Below are 16,967 nucleotides of genomic sequence, written 5' to 3' on the forward strand. Positions count from 1 at the left end.
CACAGCATATAAAAAATCAGACAAGTCAACATAGCGGTTACTTAATATTCGCTGTAATGCAGATTACAAGGTCTGCATAATAATATAAATTAAAAATCCTCCAAGCCCAGCAATTAAGGTACAAAAACCTACGCCGCTTAAGGCTCTTCGGAATTTCATTTTCAATATATAGTGCTTGGATCTGCGGATGTCATCCTCAAGAAGCTCCCGAAGGTCCAGCGAAGAATCCCCGCTTTCCTCATCCAGCTGGCGCATGGCGGCATGAACAATGAAATACGTCTCCAGTTCATCGTAACAGGATGGACAATTCTCCACATGATCCAGAAAATCCTCCAGCTCATTTACGGACAGATCATGTTCAATATATCGGTTTACCATACTCTCAGCAGTCTGACAATTCATGGATTTTCCCCCTGTCTTTTTGGTACTGTAGTTCTTCGCCGCTGTTTTCCACTGCAGGTTCTCCTGCAGTATTTTCTGCAAGCCTACGGCCCATATCGGTTATTATATCCGAATCCTCAAAAAAACACAAGGGAGTGGAAAAAAACATGGCATCGTTCTTTTGCACTCCCTTTTGCGGTTTCTTATTCTTCTGCTGTAAGCACCCTTGGCGGGTCATTCAAAATCTTCATAAATTCCTCGCCTGTAATGGTTTCATGCTCATACAGGTATTTGGCAAGCTCGTGGAGCTTCTCAATGTTGTCCTCCAGGATCTTGTAAGCTTTCTCATGCTGTCTGCGCACCAGTTCCACAACCTTCTTGTCCAGAAGAGTCTGTGTCTCAAAGGAACAGCTCAGGCTTGCATCTCCGCCCAGATACTGGTTGTTCATGCTCTCCATTGCTACCATGTCAAATTCGTCACTCATTCCATAGCGGGAAATCATGCCCCGGGCAATTTTAGTCGCCTGCTCAATATCATTGGATGCACCTGTTGTGATGCTGTGGAAAATCAGTTCCTCTGCAGCACGCCCTCCTGTGAAGGTGGCGATCTTGTTCTCCAGTTCCTCCTTGGACATCAGGAAATGTTCCTGTTCATCCACCTGCATGGTGTATCCAAGTGCACCAGAGGTACGGGGGATAATGGTAATCTTATGAACCGGAGCCGAATCCGTCTGCTTGGCAGCTACAAGTGCGTGTCCCACCTCGTGATAAGAAACGATCAGCTTCTCCTTATTGGAAAGTACGCGGTTCTTCTTCTGATATCCAGCAATTACAACCTCAATGCTCTCTTCAAAATCTGCCTGTGTAGCAAATTTTCTGCCGTCACGTACTGCACGCAGGGCAGCCTCATTTACAACATTGGCAAGCTCTGCGCCGGAAGCTCCGGCTGCTGCCTTGGCAATATCCTCAAAGCGTACGCTATCCGCAATCTTGATCTTCTTGGCGTGAACCTTAAGAATTTCCTCACGACCCTTCAAATCGGGAAGTTCTACCGGAATACGTCTGTCAAATCGTCCCGGACGAAGCAATGCCGGATCAAGAGAATCCGGACGATTGGTTGCTGCCAGAATCACAACACCCTTAGAACCGTCAAAGCCATCCATCTCTGTAAGAAGCTGATTCAGGGTCTGCTCACGCTCATCATTCCCGCCGGTGAAGCTTCCGCTGTCACGCTTCTTTCCGATAGTATCAATTTCGTCAATAAATACGATACAGGGTGCTTTCTCATTAGCCTGCTTAAACAGATCCCGAACCTTGGCAGCTCCCATACCAACAAACATTTCTACAAATTCAGAGCCTGAGATAGAGAAGAAAGGAACCTCCGCTTCACCTGCAACTGCCTTGGCAAGCAGGGTTTTACCTGTACCTGGAGGGCCTACAAGAAGGGCACCTTTGGGCATGGAAGCTCCGATTTCCGTATATTTCTGCGGATTGTGAAGATAATCTACGATTTCCGTAAGAAGCTCCTTGGCCTCATCCTCGCCTGCTACGTCTGTAAACTTAATACCTGTGGAAGATTTCACATATACCTTGGCATTGCTTTTGCCAAAGGACATGGCTCCGCCAGGACCTCCGCCCATGGAGCTCATCATCTTCCTGCTCAGCCATCTACCAAGTAAAACAAAGATGCCAATGGGAATCACATAACCTATGATCAGACTGAGAAGAATGGACTGCTTCTGGGGCTCTACTGCCTCCATGCTGGTGCCGGCGTCGTAAAGGCGGCTTACCAGATCCGGATCATCCATGCGCACGGTCTTGCAGACAACGTCTTCTCCGTTCTTTCTTACCACATAATAGATGTAATCATCCTGTACTTCTGCCTTGGACACATTTCCACGCTCTACATTGCTGAGGAATGTGCTGTAATCTGTCTTCTCCACAGAGCGCTCCTGCATGGCAGGGATTGCGAACACGTTCAGGAGAAGAATCACCACTACCGCCACCAGCACGAAAATGTATAAGGGACGGTTCTCTGGTTTTTTATGGTCAATATTCATTGGCATTTCCTCCATATTCTGTCAACTGTTAAATACTTTAGCATTTCTAATTGGGAATATCAATATTCTGCCCGGAAAATTTATAAACTTTTCATTCTTTTCATCATTCCTTTATTTCCTCATTGTGTGTATTTTTTACACAATTTCATAAATTAATTTCGGAAATCCACTTGCATAACATGACAATTTATGCTATCATATATCTTGTTTCAACCGCCGGCATGTCGGAATGGCAGACGAGGCAGACTCAAAATCTGTTGTAGGCAACTACGTGTGGGTTCAAGTCCCACTGCCGGCAATTTCATACGTTTCTATGAATCCCGTCAGAGCCTTGTCCTGCGGGATTTTTTCTTACCTAAGGGAGTAAACATGAAGCCAAAAGTATTTATAGCCGCCCATCTTGTTGCTTGGATTTAATTGCACAAAAAGCGATACCACTCAACTTCCGGAGTTGAACGATATCGCTTTTTATATTGTGCTTAATTGCCTAATTACAATTCATCCCCGGCAATCACGCCTTCTCCTCATCTTCCAGCAGCTTCTCAAAAATCGGGAAGCAGTCGAAGGTTGCGAAGTAGTCTCTTGGGGTCTCGGCGCGGCGGATCATGTCGAAGGTTCCGTCCTCGTGAAGAAGGATCTCCGCAGATTTCAGCTTGCCGTTGTAGTTGTAGCCCATGGAAAAGCCGTGGGCACCGGCATCATGGATCACCAGATAATCTCCCATGTCAATCTTCGGAAGATAACGGTCAATGGCAAATTTATCATTGTTCTCACAAAGAGATCCTGTAATGTCATACAGATGATCGCAAGGCTGATCCTCCTTGCCAAGAACGGTAATATGATGATAAGCACCGTACATAGCCGGACGCATCAGGTTTACTGCACAGGAATCCACGCCGATATATTCCTTGTGGGTATGTTTCTCATGGATTGCCTTGGTTACCAGGCAGCCATACGGTCCCATCATGAAACGTCCCAGCTCAGTGTAGATTGCCACATCTCCCATTCCTTCCGGAACAAGAACTTCCTCGTAAACCTTGCGCACACCCTCTCCGATCACACGGATATCATTAGGTGTCTGTTCCGGACGATACGGAATACCGATACCACCGGAAAGATTGATAAACTTAATGTGCGCTCCTGTCTCCTTCTGAAGCTTAACAGCAAGCTCAAACATTACCTTTGCAAGCATTGGGTAATATTCGTTCGTTACAGTATTGCTGGCAAGAAATGAATGGATACCAAACTCCTTTGCACCCTTGCTTTTAAGAATACGGAAAGCATCAAAAATCTGTTCCGTTGTCATACCGTATTTGGCATCTCCCGGATTGTCCATAATATCATTGCTGATCTTGAATACTCCGCCTGGATTATAGCGGCAGCTGATAATTTCCGGAATCCTGCCTACAGCCTTTTCCACACTCTCAATGTGAGTGATATCATCCAGATTAATAATTCCACCAATTTCATCTGCATACTTAAACTCTTCGTTCGGAGTATCATTGGAGGAAAACATAATGTCTCCCTTTCCGCAGCCGATTGCCTTGGAAAGCATAAGCTCTGTCATGGAAGAGCAGTCACAGCCGCAGCCATATTCCTGCAGAATCTTAATGAGAAATGGATTAGGTGTTGCTTTTACGGCAAAAAATTCCTTAAATCCCTTATTCCATGCAAATGCTTCCTTTAAAGCCTGTGCATTCTCACGGATTCCCCTCTCATCATAGAGATGGAACGGTGTAGGATACTTCTTTGCAATTTCCTGAACCTTCTCCAATGTTACAAAAGGTGTTTTTTTCATAATAGTTTCTCCTCGTTTATAAAATGTACAGCTATTTGTTACTTAGCCTCAATCACATGAAGCATGTTTGTAACAGCACCCTCCCTGGTCATATTCGTAGCCGGATCTCCTACAGTAAACACGATCAGATCGCCCTTCTTTGCAAGACGCTTTCTGCGGACAACGCTCATGGCCTGGGAAATAATATGCTCTGTGGAATCCTTCTCATATCCCTTCAACGGAGTCACACCCCAAACCAGCTGCAGTCTGTGAAGAACCGTATCACTGGGCGTAACTGCATAGATGGGAACAGCCGGGCGGAAATTGGAGATCAGTCTGGCCGTTCTTCCGCTAAAGGTAGGCGTTACAATAGCTTTTACCTTCAAATCTCTTGCTGTTTGTACTGCTGCAAGCCCCACAGCACTGGAAACACGGCTCTCTCCGCACATATTACGGCCATGGGTGTAGGACTCGTAATTCAGATGAGGCTCTGTATTCTGTGCGATTTCTACCATCATTTTCAGTGCCTCCAGCGGGTATTTACCTGCCGCAGTCTCACCTGACAGCATAATTGCATCTGTACCGTCATAAATAGCATTTGCAACATCTGCAACCTCTGCTCTTGTTGGACGCGGATTGCGGATCATGGAATCCAGCATCTGTGTAGCTGTGATAACCGGAACGTAATTTTCGTTGCATTTGCGGATGATCATCTTCTGAATGTAGGGAACCTCACTCGGAGGAATCTCCACTCCAAGATCACCTCTGGCAACCATAATTCCATCTGCTGCCTTAATGATCTCGTCGATATTCTCAACGCCCTCTGCATTCTCAATCTTGGCAATGATACCAATATCCTGACCGCCGTTTTCATCCAGAAGCTGTCTGATTTCCCGGATTGCCTTTGCATCCCGGACAAAGGAAGCTGCAATATAGTCAAATTCCTGCTGAATTCCAAATAAAATATCAGCTTTATCCTGCTCTGTAATTCCCGGAAGTTTCACTTTCACATAAGGGACATTGATTCCTTTACGCTCGCCAAGCTCACCGCCATTTAAAACACGGCAGACAATGTCACAGTTCTTTATATTCTCGATTTCCAGCTCGATCAGACCATCATCGATCAGGATTTTGCCGCCTTTTTTAACATCCTTATGCAGATTCTCATACGTAATGGCAACACGGGTTTCATCTCCCTCTATGTCACCTGTGGTAAGTGTAAATTCACTTCCTGTTTCCAGCATAACCTTCTTATGATCCTTCAGAAGCTTGGTACGGATCTCAGGTCCCTTGGTATCAAGAAGCATAGCAACAGGAATATTCAGCTCTTCCCTCAGGTTCTTGATCATGTCCACGCGCCCTCTGTGTTCTTCATGAGAGCCATGGGAAAAATTAAAACGGGCAATATCCATTCCGGCACGCATCATAGCTTTCAATACAGTTTTCTTACTGGAGGCCGGTCCCAGAGTACAGATGATTTTTGTTCTTTTCATAGCAGTTTATCCCTCTGTTTGTAATAGTTTACAGAACCTCACATCTATAGTGAGTTCCCGGAATCCCAAGGAAGCAAAACCATCTGCTTCACCCCCGGATTCTGTTTAAAGTATGTGCCAAAGCATATTGAAAAGGCTCTACTTCACATGTGTATGAGTAAAAAGATGGTCCTGGCAGTACTCATAATTTCCGTTACATCTGGAGCAAAAGCGAAATTCCAGATTGGGATCATCAAGCTCGGTGCGCCCGCAAATTGCACATTTATGCTTGGTCAGTGCACCACCGCCTGACCCGGTACGTCCTCTTGGCTCCATCGCCCTGCGAAATTCATTCCTTCTGTGGACCTCCTTCGGATTATACCGACTGAAATCCTTACTTCCAAAGTAAAAAATAATGAAGTTCAACAGTGAAGCCACAATAGGGATCACCAGATACCATGCACCTGCCATAATGTACTGAATCATTTCATATGCAACAATCACTACATAGAAAACCGCCATCCACTTCATCTTCACCGGAATGATAAACATAAGAAGAACCGACATATCCGGATAGCACATTGCATATGCAAGGAATGTGGACAAGCTGATATAATAGGTGGAGAATACGCTTCCTACCAGAACATTCCCTCCAAGAAGGAAGTATAAAATAAAAGCGCCTATAATTGTAAACAGGATTCCCGAAAAAATATACAAAGTATATTTAAAGGTACCAATCGTACGCTCCAGTGACGTTCCGATCGGATAATAAAAGAATAAAACCGCAATTGCAAACCAGAGTACACCTGCAGTACTTGGCGGATACAAAACCCATGTCACCAGTCTCCATATCTGTCCACGCAAAATATACGCCGGTTCCAGACTCAGCCAGTTCAGAAGGCTTGGATTTATGATCGTAAGCGCATAGCCAATCACGTAACAAACAATAATGTAAACTGTCAGATTGGGAATTCCGAATCTTCCATATTTGCGTTCCCACTTGTCAATAAATTTCATGTAATCCTCCATTCTCTGATGATCAGAAAAATTTCTTCTTGGATAGAATCACTGCCGCCACAATACTTACCAGAACGGACAACACGATTACCACTAAAAATCCCCATTTATCTGCTGAAAAAGGCATTCCTGCAGGACTTAGGTTCATGCCGTAGGCACTGAACACAATGGTGGGAATACTCATAACAATGGTAATGACAGATAAAACCTTCATAACCACGTTCAAGTTATTGGAAATAACAGATGCAAAGGTTCCCATCATACTGCTCAGGATACCGCTGTAAATGTTCGCCATCTCAATTGCCTGCTTATTCTCTATGATAACATCCTCCAGAAGATCTGTGTCCTCCGGATACTGCTTGATACTCTCTACTTTCAGAAGCTTCTCCAGCACTACCTCATTGGAACGAAGAGAGGTTGTAAAATAGACCAGTGATTTCTCCAGTTCCAAAAGCTCTAATAATTCCTGATTCCTAGTAGACATATGAAGCTTCTCTTCTACCTGCTCGCTCTTCTTATCTATAATTCGCAGATAATGCAGGTACATGGTCGCATTGCGATACAGAATCTGCAGAATAAATCTGGTCTTCATATAGGTAAAAAAGTTCCGCACCCTTCCTTCCATAAAACGGGTAAGTACCTGCGTATCCTCCAGACATACGGTAATGATCATTTTCCTGGTAACTATAATGCCCAGAGGGATGGTGCCGTACCAATCCTTTTCATTACGTTCCTCAATGATCGGAACATCTACAAGTATCAGGGTATAATTGTCTTCCACTTCGATACGGGAACGCTCTTCTTCATCAAGAGGTGCCCGAAGATCATCCACTTCAATTCCAAATCGCTCGGATATCTCAAATATCTCAGTTGCAGTAGGATTGGTCATCGCAATCCAGCAATCCTCCTGTGGCTCCTGGATTTCATGAATTGCCCCTTCTATTGTCTTGAAAACCCTTACCACAATCTGCACTCCTTCCATCACAAAAATACAGTTTCCATTATAATTTGTACAAGAAATTTTGTCAATTCTAATAGATTCGGTTTACAAATTTTTAGCATTTCGCTATAATGTCTTTAACAACACATTCGTACTTTAATACGATATAGTCAAAAAACAGAAAGGATTTTACGCCTATGAGTCAGTCAACATTCGGAAAAAAATTCACAGTAACTACCTGGGGAGAATCTCACGGCAAGGCACTTGGGGCAGTTGTGGACGGAGTACCTGCAGGACTTTTCCTTACAGAGGCCGACATTCAGGTTTATCTGGATCGCAGAAAGCCTGGACAGAGCCGCTACACTACATCCCGCAGTGAGGGTGATCAGGTAGAAATTCTCTCCGGCGTATTCGAGGGCAGAACTACAGGAACTCCCATCTCCCTGATCGTGTATAATAAGGATCAGCGTTCCCAGGATTATGGAAATATTGCCCAGACTTACCGTCCCGGACATGCGGATTTTGGCTTTGACAGCAAATACGGTTTTCGGGATTACAGAGGCGGAGGACGTTCCTCCGGACGGGAGACCATCGGCCGGGTAGCAGCCGGTGCCATTGCAGCTAAGATTCTTAAAGAGCTTGGCATTACCCTGCAGACATATACAAGCTCTATCGGACCTGTCTCCTGCCAGGGCTTTCATCCTGAGGTGATTTCGGAGAATTCTTTTTATATGCCGGATATGGTTGCCGCAAAAAAAGCAGTCCAGTATCTGGAGCAGTGCATGAGAAAAAATGACAGTGCAGGCGGCGTGATCGAATGCCGTATTAATGGTGTTCCTGCAGGTATCGGAGACCCTGTTTTTGGCAAGCTTGATGCAGCATTTGCGCAGGCACTGATGTCTATTGGCGCAGTCAAGGCTGTAGAAGTCGGTGACGGTGTAAAGGTTTCTTCCATGAAAGGCTCCACGGATAATGACGGTTTCCACATGGAAGACGGCAAGATCACAAAAACCACCAATCACGCCGGAGGTATCCTTGGCGGCATCAGTGACGGCGGACAGATTCTTCTTCGCGCCCATGTAAAGCCTACTCCGTCCATCTCTCAGGCACAGCAGACTGTCACCAGGACCGGAGAAAATATTTCCATCGAAATCAAGGGGCGCCACGACCCGGTGATCGTGCCAAGAGCCGTTGTAGTTGTAGAATCTATGGCTGCCATCACCCTGGTAGATGCCATGTTCTCCAACATGAGCGCCCGCATGGATTATGTGAAGGATTTTTATCTGTAAGAAATGTCTTTTCCTAGAGCGTGTTTGAAAAAGGCTTTCTGCAAGATGTGCGTCACAATTTGTGGGAGATTTTGTCCGCATGAAGGCGCCGTAGCGGGCTACGGCAACTGAATTCGGGCAAAATCTCCCGCAAAGTGGGGCGTACAGATTGCGGGAATGATTTTTCAAACACGCTCTAAAGCTCCCTCCCGGATTCGGAGGGAGTTTTCTTTTACAAACTACTTAGTTCTAAATTTCTGCACTTGCAAAAACAAGGACAGCTATCTGCTTTTACTTTCAGATAACTGTCCTTGTTTTTTATAATCGCTTTTTCACGAAAACATCAGGCCTCCAAATCCTCAATGTCCTCTCCATCCGGAACCGGCCAGATGTTGATGCAGTTCGGAGTCTCGATCTTACGGGGCTTGCCTTTCATCATAATGATGTTCTTCTCGTAGTCTACCTTGAAGGTGGTTACGCTGTTGCTGGAATGGTTGGCAACGGCAATGTGCTGGTTATCCGGGAAGATTACCAGGTCCTTCGGGTAATCACCGCTAACCGGAAGCACAAATTTGCGCTCCAGAAGTCCGGTCTCCCCATCTACCTCAAACATGGCAACGGTATTCTCACCTGCTGTTGTGCAGAACAGGTGCTTGCCGTCCGGTGCAAGCGCAAGTCCGGAAGCTGCATTGTGGGAAACACCAGTCTCCTTCTTCGCCAGAGTGGATACGCTCTGAAGCAGTTCAAACTCCGGAGCATCTCCGCTTCCGTCATAGCTGTACACCTTGATCTCATTGCTCAGCTCAAAAAGAATGTATGCAAAACGTCCGTCTGCGCTGAAGCGGATAATACGCGGGCCGCTCTCTCTCGGGCAGCGGACAATATCTACAAGCTCAAGCTTGTCTGTGCGCTTATTGATGCGGTACACCTTTACCTGGTCGATTCCATTGTCTACTGCACAGAGATACTTATTGTCCGGTGTGGGACGCACGCAGTTTACATGAGGGCGGAAGTTGCGCTCTGCCACGCTTCCAAGTCCTGTATGGAACACGCCGTCCATAACGCTTCCAAGACGTCCATCCTTATGTGTATGCACAACTGTCACCTTGCCATCATGATAGCCTGCAACGTAAAGATATTTGCCGTCTACGTCTGTTGCCAGGAAGCATCCGCGCATGCCGTCGATATCAACGCTGTTGATACGGGACAGATCACCGTTGTGATCACGCTTGAAAACCGCAACTCCTTCGTCCTCGATGGAATACAGATACTTGCCATTCTTGGACACTGCGGTATAAGATGCATTGCTTACTTCCACTTCGCTTCTCTCTGTGAGAGTACCTTCTTCCAGGTTCACGTCATAAACCTGGATTCCTTTGCTGGTTCCGTGAGTATAGGTACCTACATAAGCCACATATTTCTTCCCCATTTGTCTAGCCTCCTACAGTCTCATTTCTGGAAACCATTTGCTTTCGCTGCTTTTCCGTTCTCAATCTGCAGCGGTCCTGGTTACTGTTCAGTACATTCCCAGTAACTGGTTTGGTTTCTTTTATGTAATTTGTAACTGAATTATACCACACCCGGTTTCAAAGAACAAGCTTTACTGCATCCAGAGTTTCCATAATAATTTCATCTGTGTGGGCAGCAGATAAGAACATTGCCTCAAACTGGGAAGGTGCCATGTGGATTCCCATTTTCAGCATTTTCTTAAAATACTCTGCAAAGGCCTTGGTATCAGAGGTTTTGGCGGAAACATAGTCCACTACAGGCTGCCCGGTAAAGAACAGACTTCCCAGGGAGCTGATGTGGTTCATCTGTACCTTCAGGCCCTTTTCCCGGGCAATTTTTTCCATGCCGCCGTAAAGCATCTGGCCCTTGGCTTCCAGTTCTTTATAAATTTCCTGATGATCGTATAAATATTTCAGCTGGATCAGACCTGCTGCCATGGCAACCGGGTTTCCGCTTAAGGTTCCTGCCTGGTAAACCTTTCCTGCCGGGGAAACCAGCTCCATCACGTCTCTTCTTCCGCCGTAAGCGCCCACAGGCATTCCTGCGCCGATGATCTTACCGTAGGTCACAAGGTCCGGAGTTACGCCAAAATACTGGGCTGCGCCCCCAAATGCCAGACGAAATCCTGTGATAACCTCATCGAAAATAAGAAGTGCATGATACTGATCACAAAGAGCCCGAAGCCCCTCAAGGAAGCCCTCGCATGGAGGAACCACACCCATGTTGGCTCCAACTGCCTCCACGATCACAGCTGCCACCTGGCCGTCTGCCTGTTCAAAAAGAGCCTTCACGCTGCCAATGTCATTGTAAACTGCCAGCATGGTATCCTCTGTGCATCCCTTTGGCACGCCTGCGCTGTCCGGCACGCCGCTTGTCATGACACCGGAGCCAGCACTTACCAGCATGGCATCGCTGTGTCCGTGATAGCAGCCTGCGAATTTGATGATCTTATTTTTCCCGGTAAAGCCTCTGGCAACACGGATAGCACTCATAACGGCCTCTGTTCCGGAATTGACCATACGGATCATGTCCACATGAGGGATCCTCTCGCAGATAAACTCTGCCATCTCCACCTCAATCTCAGTGGCACAGCCAAAGCTTAAGCCGTTCTCACATGCCTTTAACACACTTTCCCGGATGGCCGGGAAATTATGGCCAAGGATCATCGGTCCCCAGGAATCAATGTAGTCAATATAGCGGTTGCCGTCCACATCGTAAATGTAGCAGCCGTCTGCCCTGTCAATAAATCTTGGTGCCTCTCCGATGGATCCGTAGGCACGCACCGGGCTGTTTACGCCTCCTGGAATCCTTTTTACTGCTCTTTCAAAAAGCTTCTCAGACTTTGTCATCAGCCGATTCTCCCTTCGTCCATCATTTTTGCGATTTCCTCTGCAAAATAGGTGATATAGATCTGGGCACCGGCACGGTATGCGCCAACTGCCATTTCCCCGATAATGCGCTCTTCATCGATCCAGCCCATTTTGGCTGCTGCTTTTACCATGGCGTACTCGCCGCTTACGCTGTATGCAGCTACCGGAACATTCACAGCCTTGGAAATCTCAGATACCATATCCAGATAGGACATTGCCGGCTTCACCATAATAATGTCTGCGCCCTCCTCAATATCCATAAGAGCCTCTTTCATCCCCTCTCTTCTGTTGTGGAAATCCATCTGGTAGCTCTTGCGATCGCCAAAGGCCGGGGCACTTCCTGCCGCATCACGGAACGGGCCGTAGAAAGCAGAAGCATATTTCACCGCATAGGACATGATCGGGATATTGGAAAATCCGCCCTGATCCAGTTCCTTACGGATTGCTGCCACACGGCCGTCCATCATATCAGAAGGCGCGATCATATCGGATCCTGCCTGTGCGTGGGACAGGGCTGTTTTTGCAAGAAGCTCAAGGGTCTTGTCATTGTCCACATCATGACCGCAAAGCACGCCGCAGTGTCCGTGAGAAGTATACTCGCACATGCAGACATCTGTTACATAATACATTTCCGGAAATCTTTCCTTGGCAGAACGAAGGGCTTTCTGCACAATGCCGTCCTGGGCATAGGCACCGCTTCCGATCTCATCCTTATGATCCGGAATTCCAAAAAGCATGATGCTGCTTACTCCTGCTTTTTCCAGCTGCTCTAACTTATAAGGCAGACGGTCCAGGCTGTAGCGGTACTGGCCTTCCATGGACGGGATTTCTTCCTGGATCCCGGTTCCTTCCATAACAAACAAAGGATAGATCAGGGAGGATTTGTCCATTCTGGTTTCCCTTACCATTTTTCGCAGGGTCTCCCCGCCTCTTAATCTTCTTGGTCTTTTGATCAGTTCCATTTTTCTTCACTCCTCTTTAATGTTTCAACCAGCTCGATCAGGCTGTCGATGGTGGCTTTCTCTGACATATAGGTCTGCATTCCGTAAGCATCTGCTGCGGCTTTGGTCTGTTTGCCAATGCAGGCAGCACGCACCCTAGAATAGTCCAGTCCGTTTGTACTCTTCACAAAGCCTTTCACAGTGGAAGCGCTTGTGAATACGACCATATCAATGCTGCCCTCTTCGAATTCCTTTTTCTCGTCGATCAGCGGGCAGTTCTGGTAATCGGTTTCATAGGTAGGCACATCTTCAACTGAAGCGCCTGTTTTTTCCAGTTCTTCTACCAGAGTCTTGTTTCCAAGCATAGCTCTTGGAATCAGGATCTTTTCTTTTCCTGTCAAAAGGCTGGCAAGCTCTTTGCCCAGGGTGTCGCCGTCATAAACAGATGGCACGAAATCTGCGTAGATGCCTCTTTCCAGAAGCTTCTTTTTGGTGCCCTCGCCGATGGCTGCGATTTTGACGCTGCCAAGGCAGCGGATGTCCACTTTCTTTTTGCCCAGTTCCCGCCAGAATACTTCCACGCCTGCGGGACTTGTAAATACCAGCCAGTCATAGGTGTTAAGCTTTGCAAACGCTTCCTGAAGCCTGCTCTGATCCTCAAGGGGGCTGATGCTGATGGACGGAAGCTCCAGTACCTCAGCGCCTTTTTCCCGAAGCTTTGCCGCTGTTCTGGAAATATTTTCCCTCGGTCTTGTGACAAGAATCTTCCATCCCGCCAACGGCAGCTTCTCGTACCATGCAAAATCTTCAGAAAGGGTACAGACTTTGCCTACCACAATAATGGCCGGAGTCTTGATCTTCTGTCTGTCGGATTCTTTTTTCAAAGTGGAAATGGTGGCGATCACTCTTCTCTGTCCTGCTGTGGTTCCCTTGGATAATACAGCTGCCGGCATATCCGGATCCATTCCAGCCTCCATCAGGCCTTTGCAGATGTCTTCCATGGCCGTTAAGCCCATGAGGAAAACAAGGGTTCCTTTTGTGTGAACCAGCGCTTTGAAATCAATGTCATATTCCATTCCCTGGCGCTTGTGTCCGGTAATGATGTGCACAGAGGAACAAAAATCCCTGTGGGTTACCGGAATTCCGTTGTAGGCAGGCACGGAAATAGGGGAGGTCACTCCCGGTACCACTTCATAGGGAACCCCTTCTTTCGTAAGAAGCTCCAGTTCCTCGCCGCCTCTTCCAAATAAGAAAGGATCGCCGCCTTTGAGGCGCACTACCCGGTTTCCTTTTTTCGCCTCGTCTGCAAGCACCTGATTGATCATATTCTGGGGCATCATGTGATGTCCGGCACGTTTTCCAACGTTGATCAGTCTTGCATCCGGCGGGATCCTGGTGAGGATTCCCTGGCCTACAAGGCTGTCGTATACCACTACGTCTGCTTTTTCCAGCACGTCTGCGCCTTTTAAGGTGAAAAGACCTGCATCTCCAGGGCCTGCACCAACCAGCCAGACTTTTCCCATCTCTTTTCTTTCTTCCTGTTTTGCCACTTTATATTCCTTCCGGCAGCGCTCCTTCAGCTCCTTTGCAAGGGCGATTCCAAGCGCTTCGGCCTCTGATACGGCTCCTGTTTTGCTTCCTTTGAGATAATGTCCGGTCTCTTCTTCATAGTAAAGGCCGCACAGCTTTAACTGTCCCTCCTGAATCTGGCCGTAAGCTGCCACAGGGGAGGTACACCCGCCGTTTAAATATCTTACAAATGCACGTTCCGCAAGGGCAACACTATGTGCCTCCGGGTCATCGTAGCCCTTCAGATACTCATAGTCCAGTCCTTTTTTGCCCTGTACCGCAAGGATTCCCTGGCCTGCTGCCGGGAGGATCTCCTCTGTGTCAAAATAGCGGCTGATTCTTTTTTCCAGGCCAAGGCGCTTCAGTCCTGCTGCCGCAAGAACAAGGGCAGAATACTCTCCGGAGTCTAATTTCTCCAGTCTTGTCTGAAGGTTTCCGCGGATGCTTTTTACTTTTACATCTGGGAAAATTTCCTGCAGCTGCAGCTTTCTTCGCAGGCTGGAGCAGCCGATTGGTTTTGAGGCATCCAGTTCTTCACAGCCTTTTGGAAACACCAGCACGTCTCTTACATCCTCTCTCTTGGAAAATGCCAGGATGGGAAGCTCTTCGGATTCTTCCATGGGCATGTCCTTCAGGCTATGTACAGACAGCTGGCTTCTTCCCTCCAGAAGGGCCCGGTCCAGTTCTTTTACAAAAAGGCCTTTGCCTCCGATTTTGTCCAGGGTACGGTCCAGAATCTTGTCTCCGGTGGTTTTCATGGTAAGGATATCCACTTCCATGTCCGGATGATTCTGTACAATGAAGTCCTGTACCATCTGGCTTTGAAGTACGGCAAGCTTGCTTTCCCTGCTGCCGATCACAATTTTATTACTCATAACTCTCCTCGTCTTTTGCAATTTCTTCCAGAAGGGCCTGCACTTTTTCGCGCACGGCTCTGGCTTTTTTGTGGTTCATGCCGCTGGCGGTAATTCCCACCACCACATCATCCTTCAGGCAGATCCCGGGAAAATAAAAGTCGCACAGGTCTTTGTCGCTGGCTACATTTACGTAGATTCCCTCTTCTTTGCAGGCATGATAAATTTCTTCATTTAATTCCCTGTTGTTGGTTACAGCCAGCACCATATACGCCATGGAAAAATCGGATTTTTTCACAGGGCGGGGCTGGATCTGGATCTTGCCAAGCTTGCCAAGCTCCCACAGATCTGCCGTCATTTTCGGCGCGATCACAGTGATGTTCCTTGTAAAAAGCAGCAGTGCCTTTACTCTTCTGGTTGCAATGGTTCCCCCACCCACAACAACCACATTTTTATCTGACAGATCCACATACAGTGGAAAATAGCGCTTATTTTTCATATGTTTTCTCCAGTCCGGCTACACATTCCAGAAATGCCTTCTCATTCATGCTGTCTCTTAGGCCAAACAGCATTTTGTTTACTACCTTCTCCATTGCTTTGTCTACTGCGCTCATCAACTTCTCTTTGTCCTCTTCTTCCAGAGGGCTGTTTTTCAGAGGCTTCATAATGCGCAGGTTAAAATCGTTGACTGCATTTTCTTTGATTTCCTGGATTCTCGGGATCAGTTCCTTTCCATCCAGCCATTTGAAAAATTCGTCCATCTGCTCTCTGACGATCTTTCCTGCGGCTTCTAAGTTTTCCTGAAGCTCTGCGGGAGTTTCGTCCATGCGGAAGCTGTCCATGTCAAATAAAGTGACGCCCTCGAATCGGCCTACTTCCGGCTCAATGTCTCTTGGCACGGCAAGGTCAATGAGAATGATGTTTTTCTCAAGCTCCAGATCCTCAAACAGTTCTTCCCGGAGGGTGAAGTTGGGGCTTGCGGTTGCGCTTACCACCAGGTCGCACTTGGGAAGGTACTCCATTCTTTCCCCGTAGTTGATTCGCTTGCAGCCAAAGGGGATGTTTATCACGCCGCTTCGGTACTGTCTTACGGTGACGGTTACGTCTGCGCCAGCCTCCTCTAAAGCCTGAGCGGCTACTTTTCCCATTTCCCCGTTTCCGATTACCATACAGACTTTACCGGCAACAGAGTAGCCCTGTTTTTCCAGCATCTGGATGGCCTGGTGGATGACGGAAGGGTTGCCGTGGGAAAAAGGGACCTCTGTCTTGATCTTCTTGCCTGCGGTCACAGCCATGCGGAAAAGAACTTCCAGGGCACCGTCTGTGGTGAAGTGTTCTCTTGCGATTCCAAGGGCATCTTTTACCTGGGTGAGGATCTGGTCTTCTCCCAGAATCTGGGATTTCAGGCCGGATGAAAGGTAGAAAAGATGTTCTACGGCATCGTGGCCTTCCCGTTTGGTGAAATATTTCCGGTATTCGTCGTTGTGGACATTTTTCAGTCGGCACAATTCCTCATACAGGGAAATTTCCGCTTCCTCGTCTACGCTTGCCCATACTTCCAGGCGGTTGCAGGTGGACAATATGATACAGCCGTAGATTCCCGGCTGTTCCTTTATTTTTTCCATGGCCTCCCCTGCATTTTTCTTTGTAAATGCAAATAAGGCTCGTATATCTACGGGAGCCATACTATGGTCGATTCCAATCATGGAAATACTCATCTTATGTAATTTCTCCTTCTGAAAAACTTTCGATTGCTTCGTCAGAGCAGAATGAATAAAAACGGGCCTGCGCTGACGTCCATTGCCTATT

General features: G+C 47.2%; 13 protein-coding genes, 1 tRNA gene and 1 pseudogene. 3 read left to right on the forward strand and 12 right to left on the reverse strand.

Features of this window, described 5'->3' with window-relative positions:
- Positions 1-63: 63 nt before the first annotated feature.
- Positions 64-483 carry a zf-HC2 domain-containing protein gene (locus DWZ38_RS15105; protein ID WP_243000290.1) on the reverse strand — a complete coding sequence of 140 codons (420 nt, stop codon included), beginning with the start codon at positions 481-483 and terminating at the stop codon, positions 64-66.
- A 101-nt stretch (positions 484-584) separates the two neighbouring features.
- Positions 585-2,441, reverse strand: coding sequence for an ATP-dependent zinc metalloprotease FtsH (ftsH, locus tag DWZ38_RS15110; protein WP_021925045.1), 1,857 nt, complete (start codon positions 2,439-2,441; stop codon positions 585-587).
- 215 nt (positions 2,442-2,656) lie between these two features.
- Here ftsH and DWZ38_RS15115 point away from each other — a divergent pair.
- A tRNA-Leu gene (locus DWZ38_RS15115) sits at positions 2,657-2,739 on the forward strand.
- Positions 2,740-2,952: 213 nt separating this feature from the next.
- Here DWZ38_RS15115 and DWZ38_RS15120 read toward each other — a convergent pair.
- The 4 genes from DWZ38_RS15120 to DWZ38_RS15135 form a co-directional block, all read right to left on the reverse strand.
- Complete coding sequence (locus tag DWZ38_RS15120; protein ID WP_021925046.1) at positions 2,953-4,239, reverse strand: diaminopimelate decarboxylase; 1,287 nt, start codon at positions 4,237-4,239, stop codon at positions 2,953-2,955.
- A 38-nt stretch (positions 4,240-4,277) separates the two neighbouring features.
- The gene (gene pyk / locus DWZ38_RS15125) at positions 4,278-5,711 is read right to left on the reverse strand and encodes a pyruvate kinase (RefSeq protein WP_117853915.1); all 1,434 of its coding nucleotides are present in this window, start codon (positions 5,709-5,711) and stop codon (positions 4,278-4,280) included.
- 138 nt (positions 5,712-5,849) lie between these two features.
- Positions 5,850-6,707 carry a hypothetical protein gene (locus DWZ38_RS15130; RefSeq protein WP_117853917.1) on the reverse strand — a complete coding sequence of 286 codons (858 nt, stop codon included), beginning with the start codon at positions 6,705-6,707 and terminating at the stop codon, positions 5,850-5,852.
- A 22-nt stretch (positions 6,708-6,729) separates the two neighbouring features.
- A complete protein-coding gene (locus DWZ38_RS15135) occupies positions 6,730-7,671 on the reverse strand; it encodes a magnesium transporter CorA family protein (protein ID WP_117853992.1) in 942 nt (313 codons plus the stop codon).
- Positions 7,672-7,844: 173 nt separating this feature from the next.
- Between DWZ38_RS15135 and aroC the strand changes: the two genes are divergently transcribed.
- Positions 7,845-8,936, forward strand: coding sequence for a chorismate synthase (gene aroC / locus DWZ38_RS15140; RefSeq protein WP_117853919.1), 1,092 nt, complete (start codon positions 7,845-7,847; stop codon positions 8,934-8,936).
- A gap of 45 nt (positions 8,937-8,981) precedes the next feature.
- Positions 8,982-9,239, forward strand: a pseudogene (locus DWZ38_RS23630) (DUF6783 domain-containing protein).
- A gap of 19 nt (positions 9,240-9,258) precedes the next feature.
- On the opposite strand, the gene DWZ38_RS15145 reads toward DWZ38_RS23630, so the two are convergent.
- The 6 genes from DWZ38_RS15145 to hemA form a co-directional block, all read right to left on the reverse strand.
- Positions 9,259-10,344, reverse strand: coding sequence for a lactonase family protein (locus tag DWZ38_RS15145; protein WP_021926041.1), 1,086 nt, complete (start codon positions 10,342-10,344; stop codon positions 9,259-9,261).
- 157 nt (positions 10,345-10,501) lie between these two features.
- A complete protein-coding gene (gene hemL, locus DWZ38_RS15150) occupies positions 10,502-11,773 on the reverse strand; it encodes a glutamate-1-semialdehyde 2,1-aminomutase (RefSeq protein ID WP_021926040.1) in 1,272 nt (423 codons plus the stop codon).
- A complete protein-coding gene (gene hemB / locus DWZ38_RS15155) occupies positions 11,773-12,756 on the reverse strand; it encodes a porphobilinogen synthase (protein ID WP_021926039.1) in 984 nt (327 codons plus the stop codon). The genes hemL and hemB overlap by 1 nt, the downstream gene beginning before the upstream one ends.
- On the reverse strand, positions 12,747-15,179 hold the full coding sequence (gene cobA, locus DWZ38_RS23635) for a uroporphyrinogen-III C-methyltransferase (RefSeq protein ID WP_021926038.1): 2,433 nt from the start codon (positions 15,177-15,179) through the stop codon (positions 12,747-12,749). The genes hemB and cobA overlap by 10 nt, the downstream gene beginning before the upstream one ends.
- On the reverse strand, positions 15,172-15,657 hold the full coding sequence (locus tag DWZ38_RS15165) for a bifunctional precorrin-2 dehydrogenase/sirohydrochlorin ferrochelatase (protein WP_021926037.1): 486 nt from the start codon (positions 15,655-15,657) through the stop codon (positions 15,172-15,174). Before DWZ38_RS15165 ends, cobA begins: the two co-directional genes overlap by 8 nt.
- Entirely contained in the window at positions 15,647-16,876 is a 1,230-nt protein-coding gene (gene hemA, locus DWZ38_RS15170) for a glutamyl-tRNA reductase (RefSeq protein ID WP_117853922.1), read from the reverse strand. Before hemA ends, DWZ38_RS15165 begins: the two co-directional genes overlap by 11 nt.
- Positions 16,877-16,967: the final 91 nt, after the last annotated feature.

Source organism: Ruminococcus sp. AF31-8BH, from assembly GCF_003460605.1.
GTDB lineage: Bacteria > Bacillota > Clostridia > Lachnospirales > Lachnospiraceae > Blautia_A > Blautia_A acetigignens.

Excerpts from the sequence above, each read along its gene's own strand:
- ftsH (WP_021925045.1), bottom strand. The coding sequence starts at position 2,441 with ATGAATATTGACCATAAAAAACCAGAGAACCGTCCCTTATACATTTTC.
- DWZ38_RS15120 (WP_021925046.1), bottom strand. The coding sequence starts at position 4,239 with ATGAAAAAAACACCTTTTGTAACATTGGAGAAGGTTCAGGAAATTGCA.
- pyk (WP_117853915.1), bottom strand. The coding sequence starts at position 5,711 with ATGAAAAGAACAAAAATCATCTGTACTCTGGGACCGGCCTCCAGTAAG.
- DWZ38_RS15130 (WP_117853917.1), bottom strand. The coding sequence starts at position 6,707 with ATGAAATTTATTGACAAGTGGGAACGCAAATATGGAAGATTCGGAATT.
- aroC (WP_117853919.1), top strand. The coding sequence starts at position 7,845 with ATGAGTCAGTCAACATTCGGAAAAAAATTCACAGTAACTACCTGGGGA.
- DWZ38_RS15145 (WP_021926041.1), bottom strand. The coding sequence starts at position 10,344 with ATGGGGAAGAAATATGTGGCTTATGTAGGTACCTATACTCACGGAACC.
- hemL (WP_021926040.1), bottom strand. The coding sequence starts at position 11,773 with ATGACAAAGTCTGAGAAGCTTTTTGAAAGAGCAGTAAAAAGGATTCCA.
- hemB (WP_021926039.1), bottom strand. The coding sequence starts at position 12,756 with ATGGAACTGATCAAAAGACCAAGAAGATTAAGAGGCGGGGAGACCCTG.
- cobA (WP_021926038.1), bottom strand. The coding sequence starts at position 15,179 with ATGAGTAATAAAATTGTGATCGGCAGCAGGGAAAGCAAGCTTGCCGTA.
- DWZ38_RS15165 (WP_021926037.1), bottom strand. The coding sequence starts at position 15,657 with ATGAAAAATAAGCGCTATTTTCCACTGTATGTGGATCTGTCAGATAAA.
- hemA (WP_117853922.1), bottom strand. The coding sequence starts at position 16,876 with ATGAGTATTTCCATGATTGGAATCGACCATAGTATGGCTCCCGTAGAT.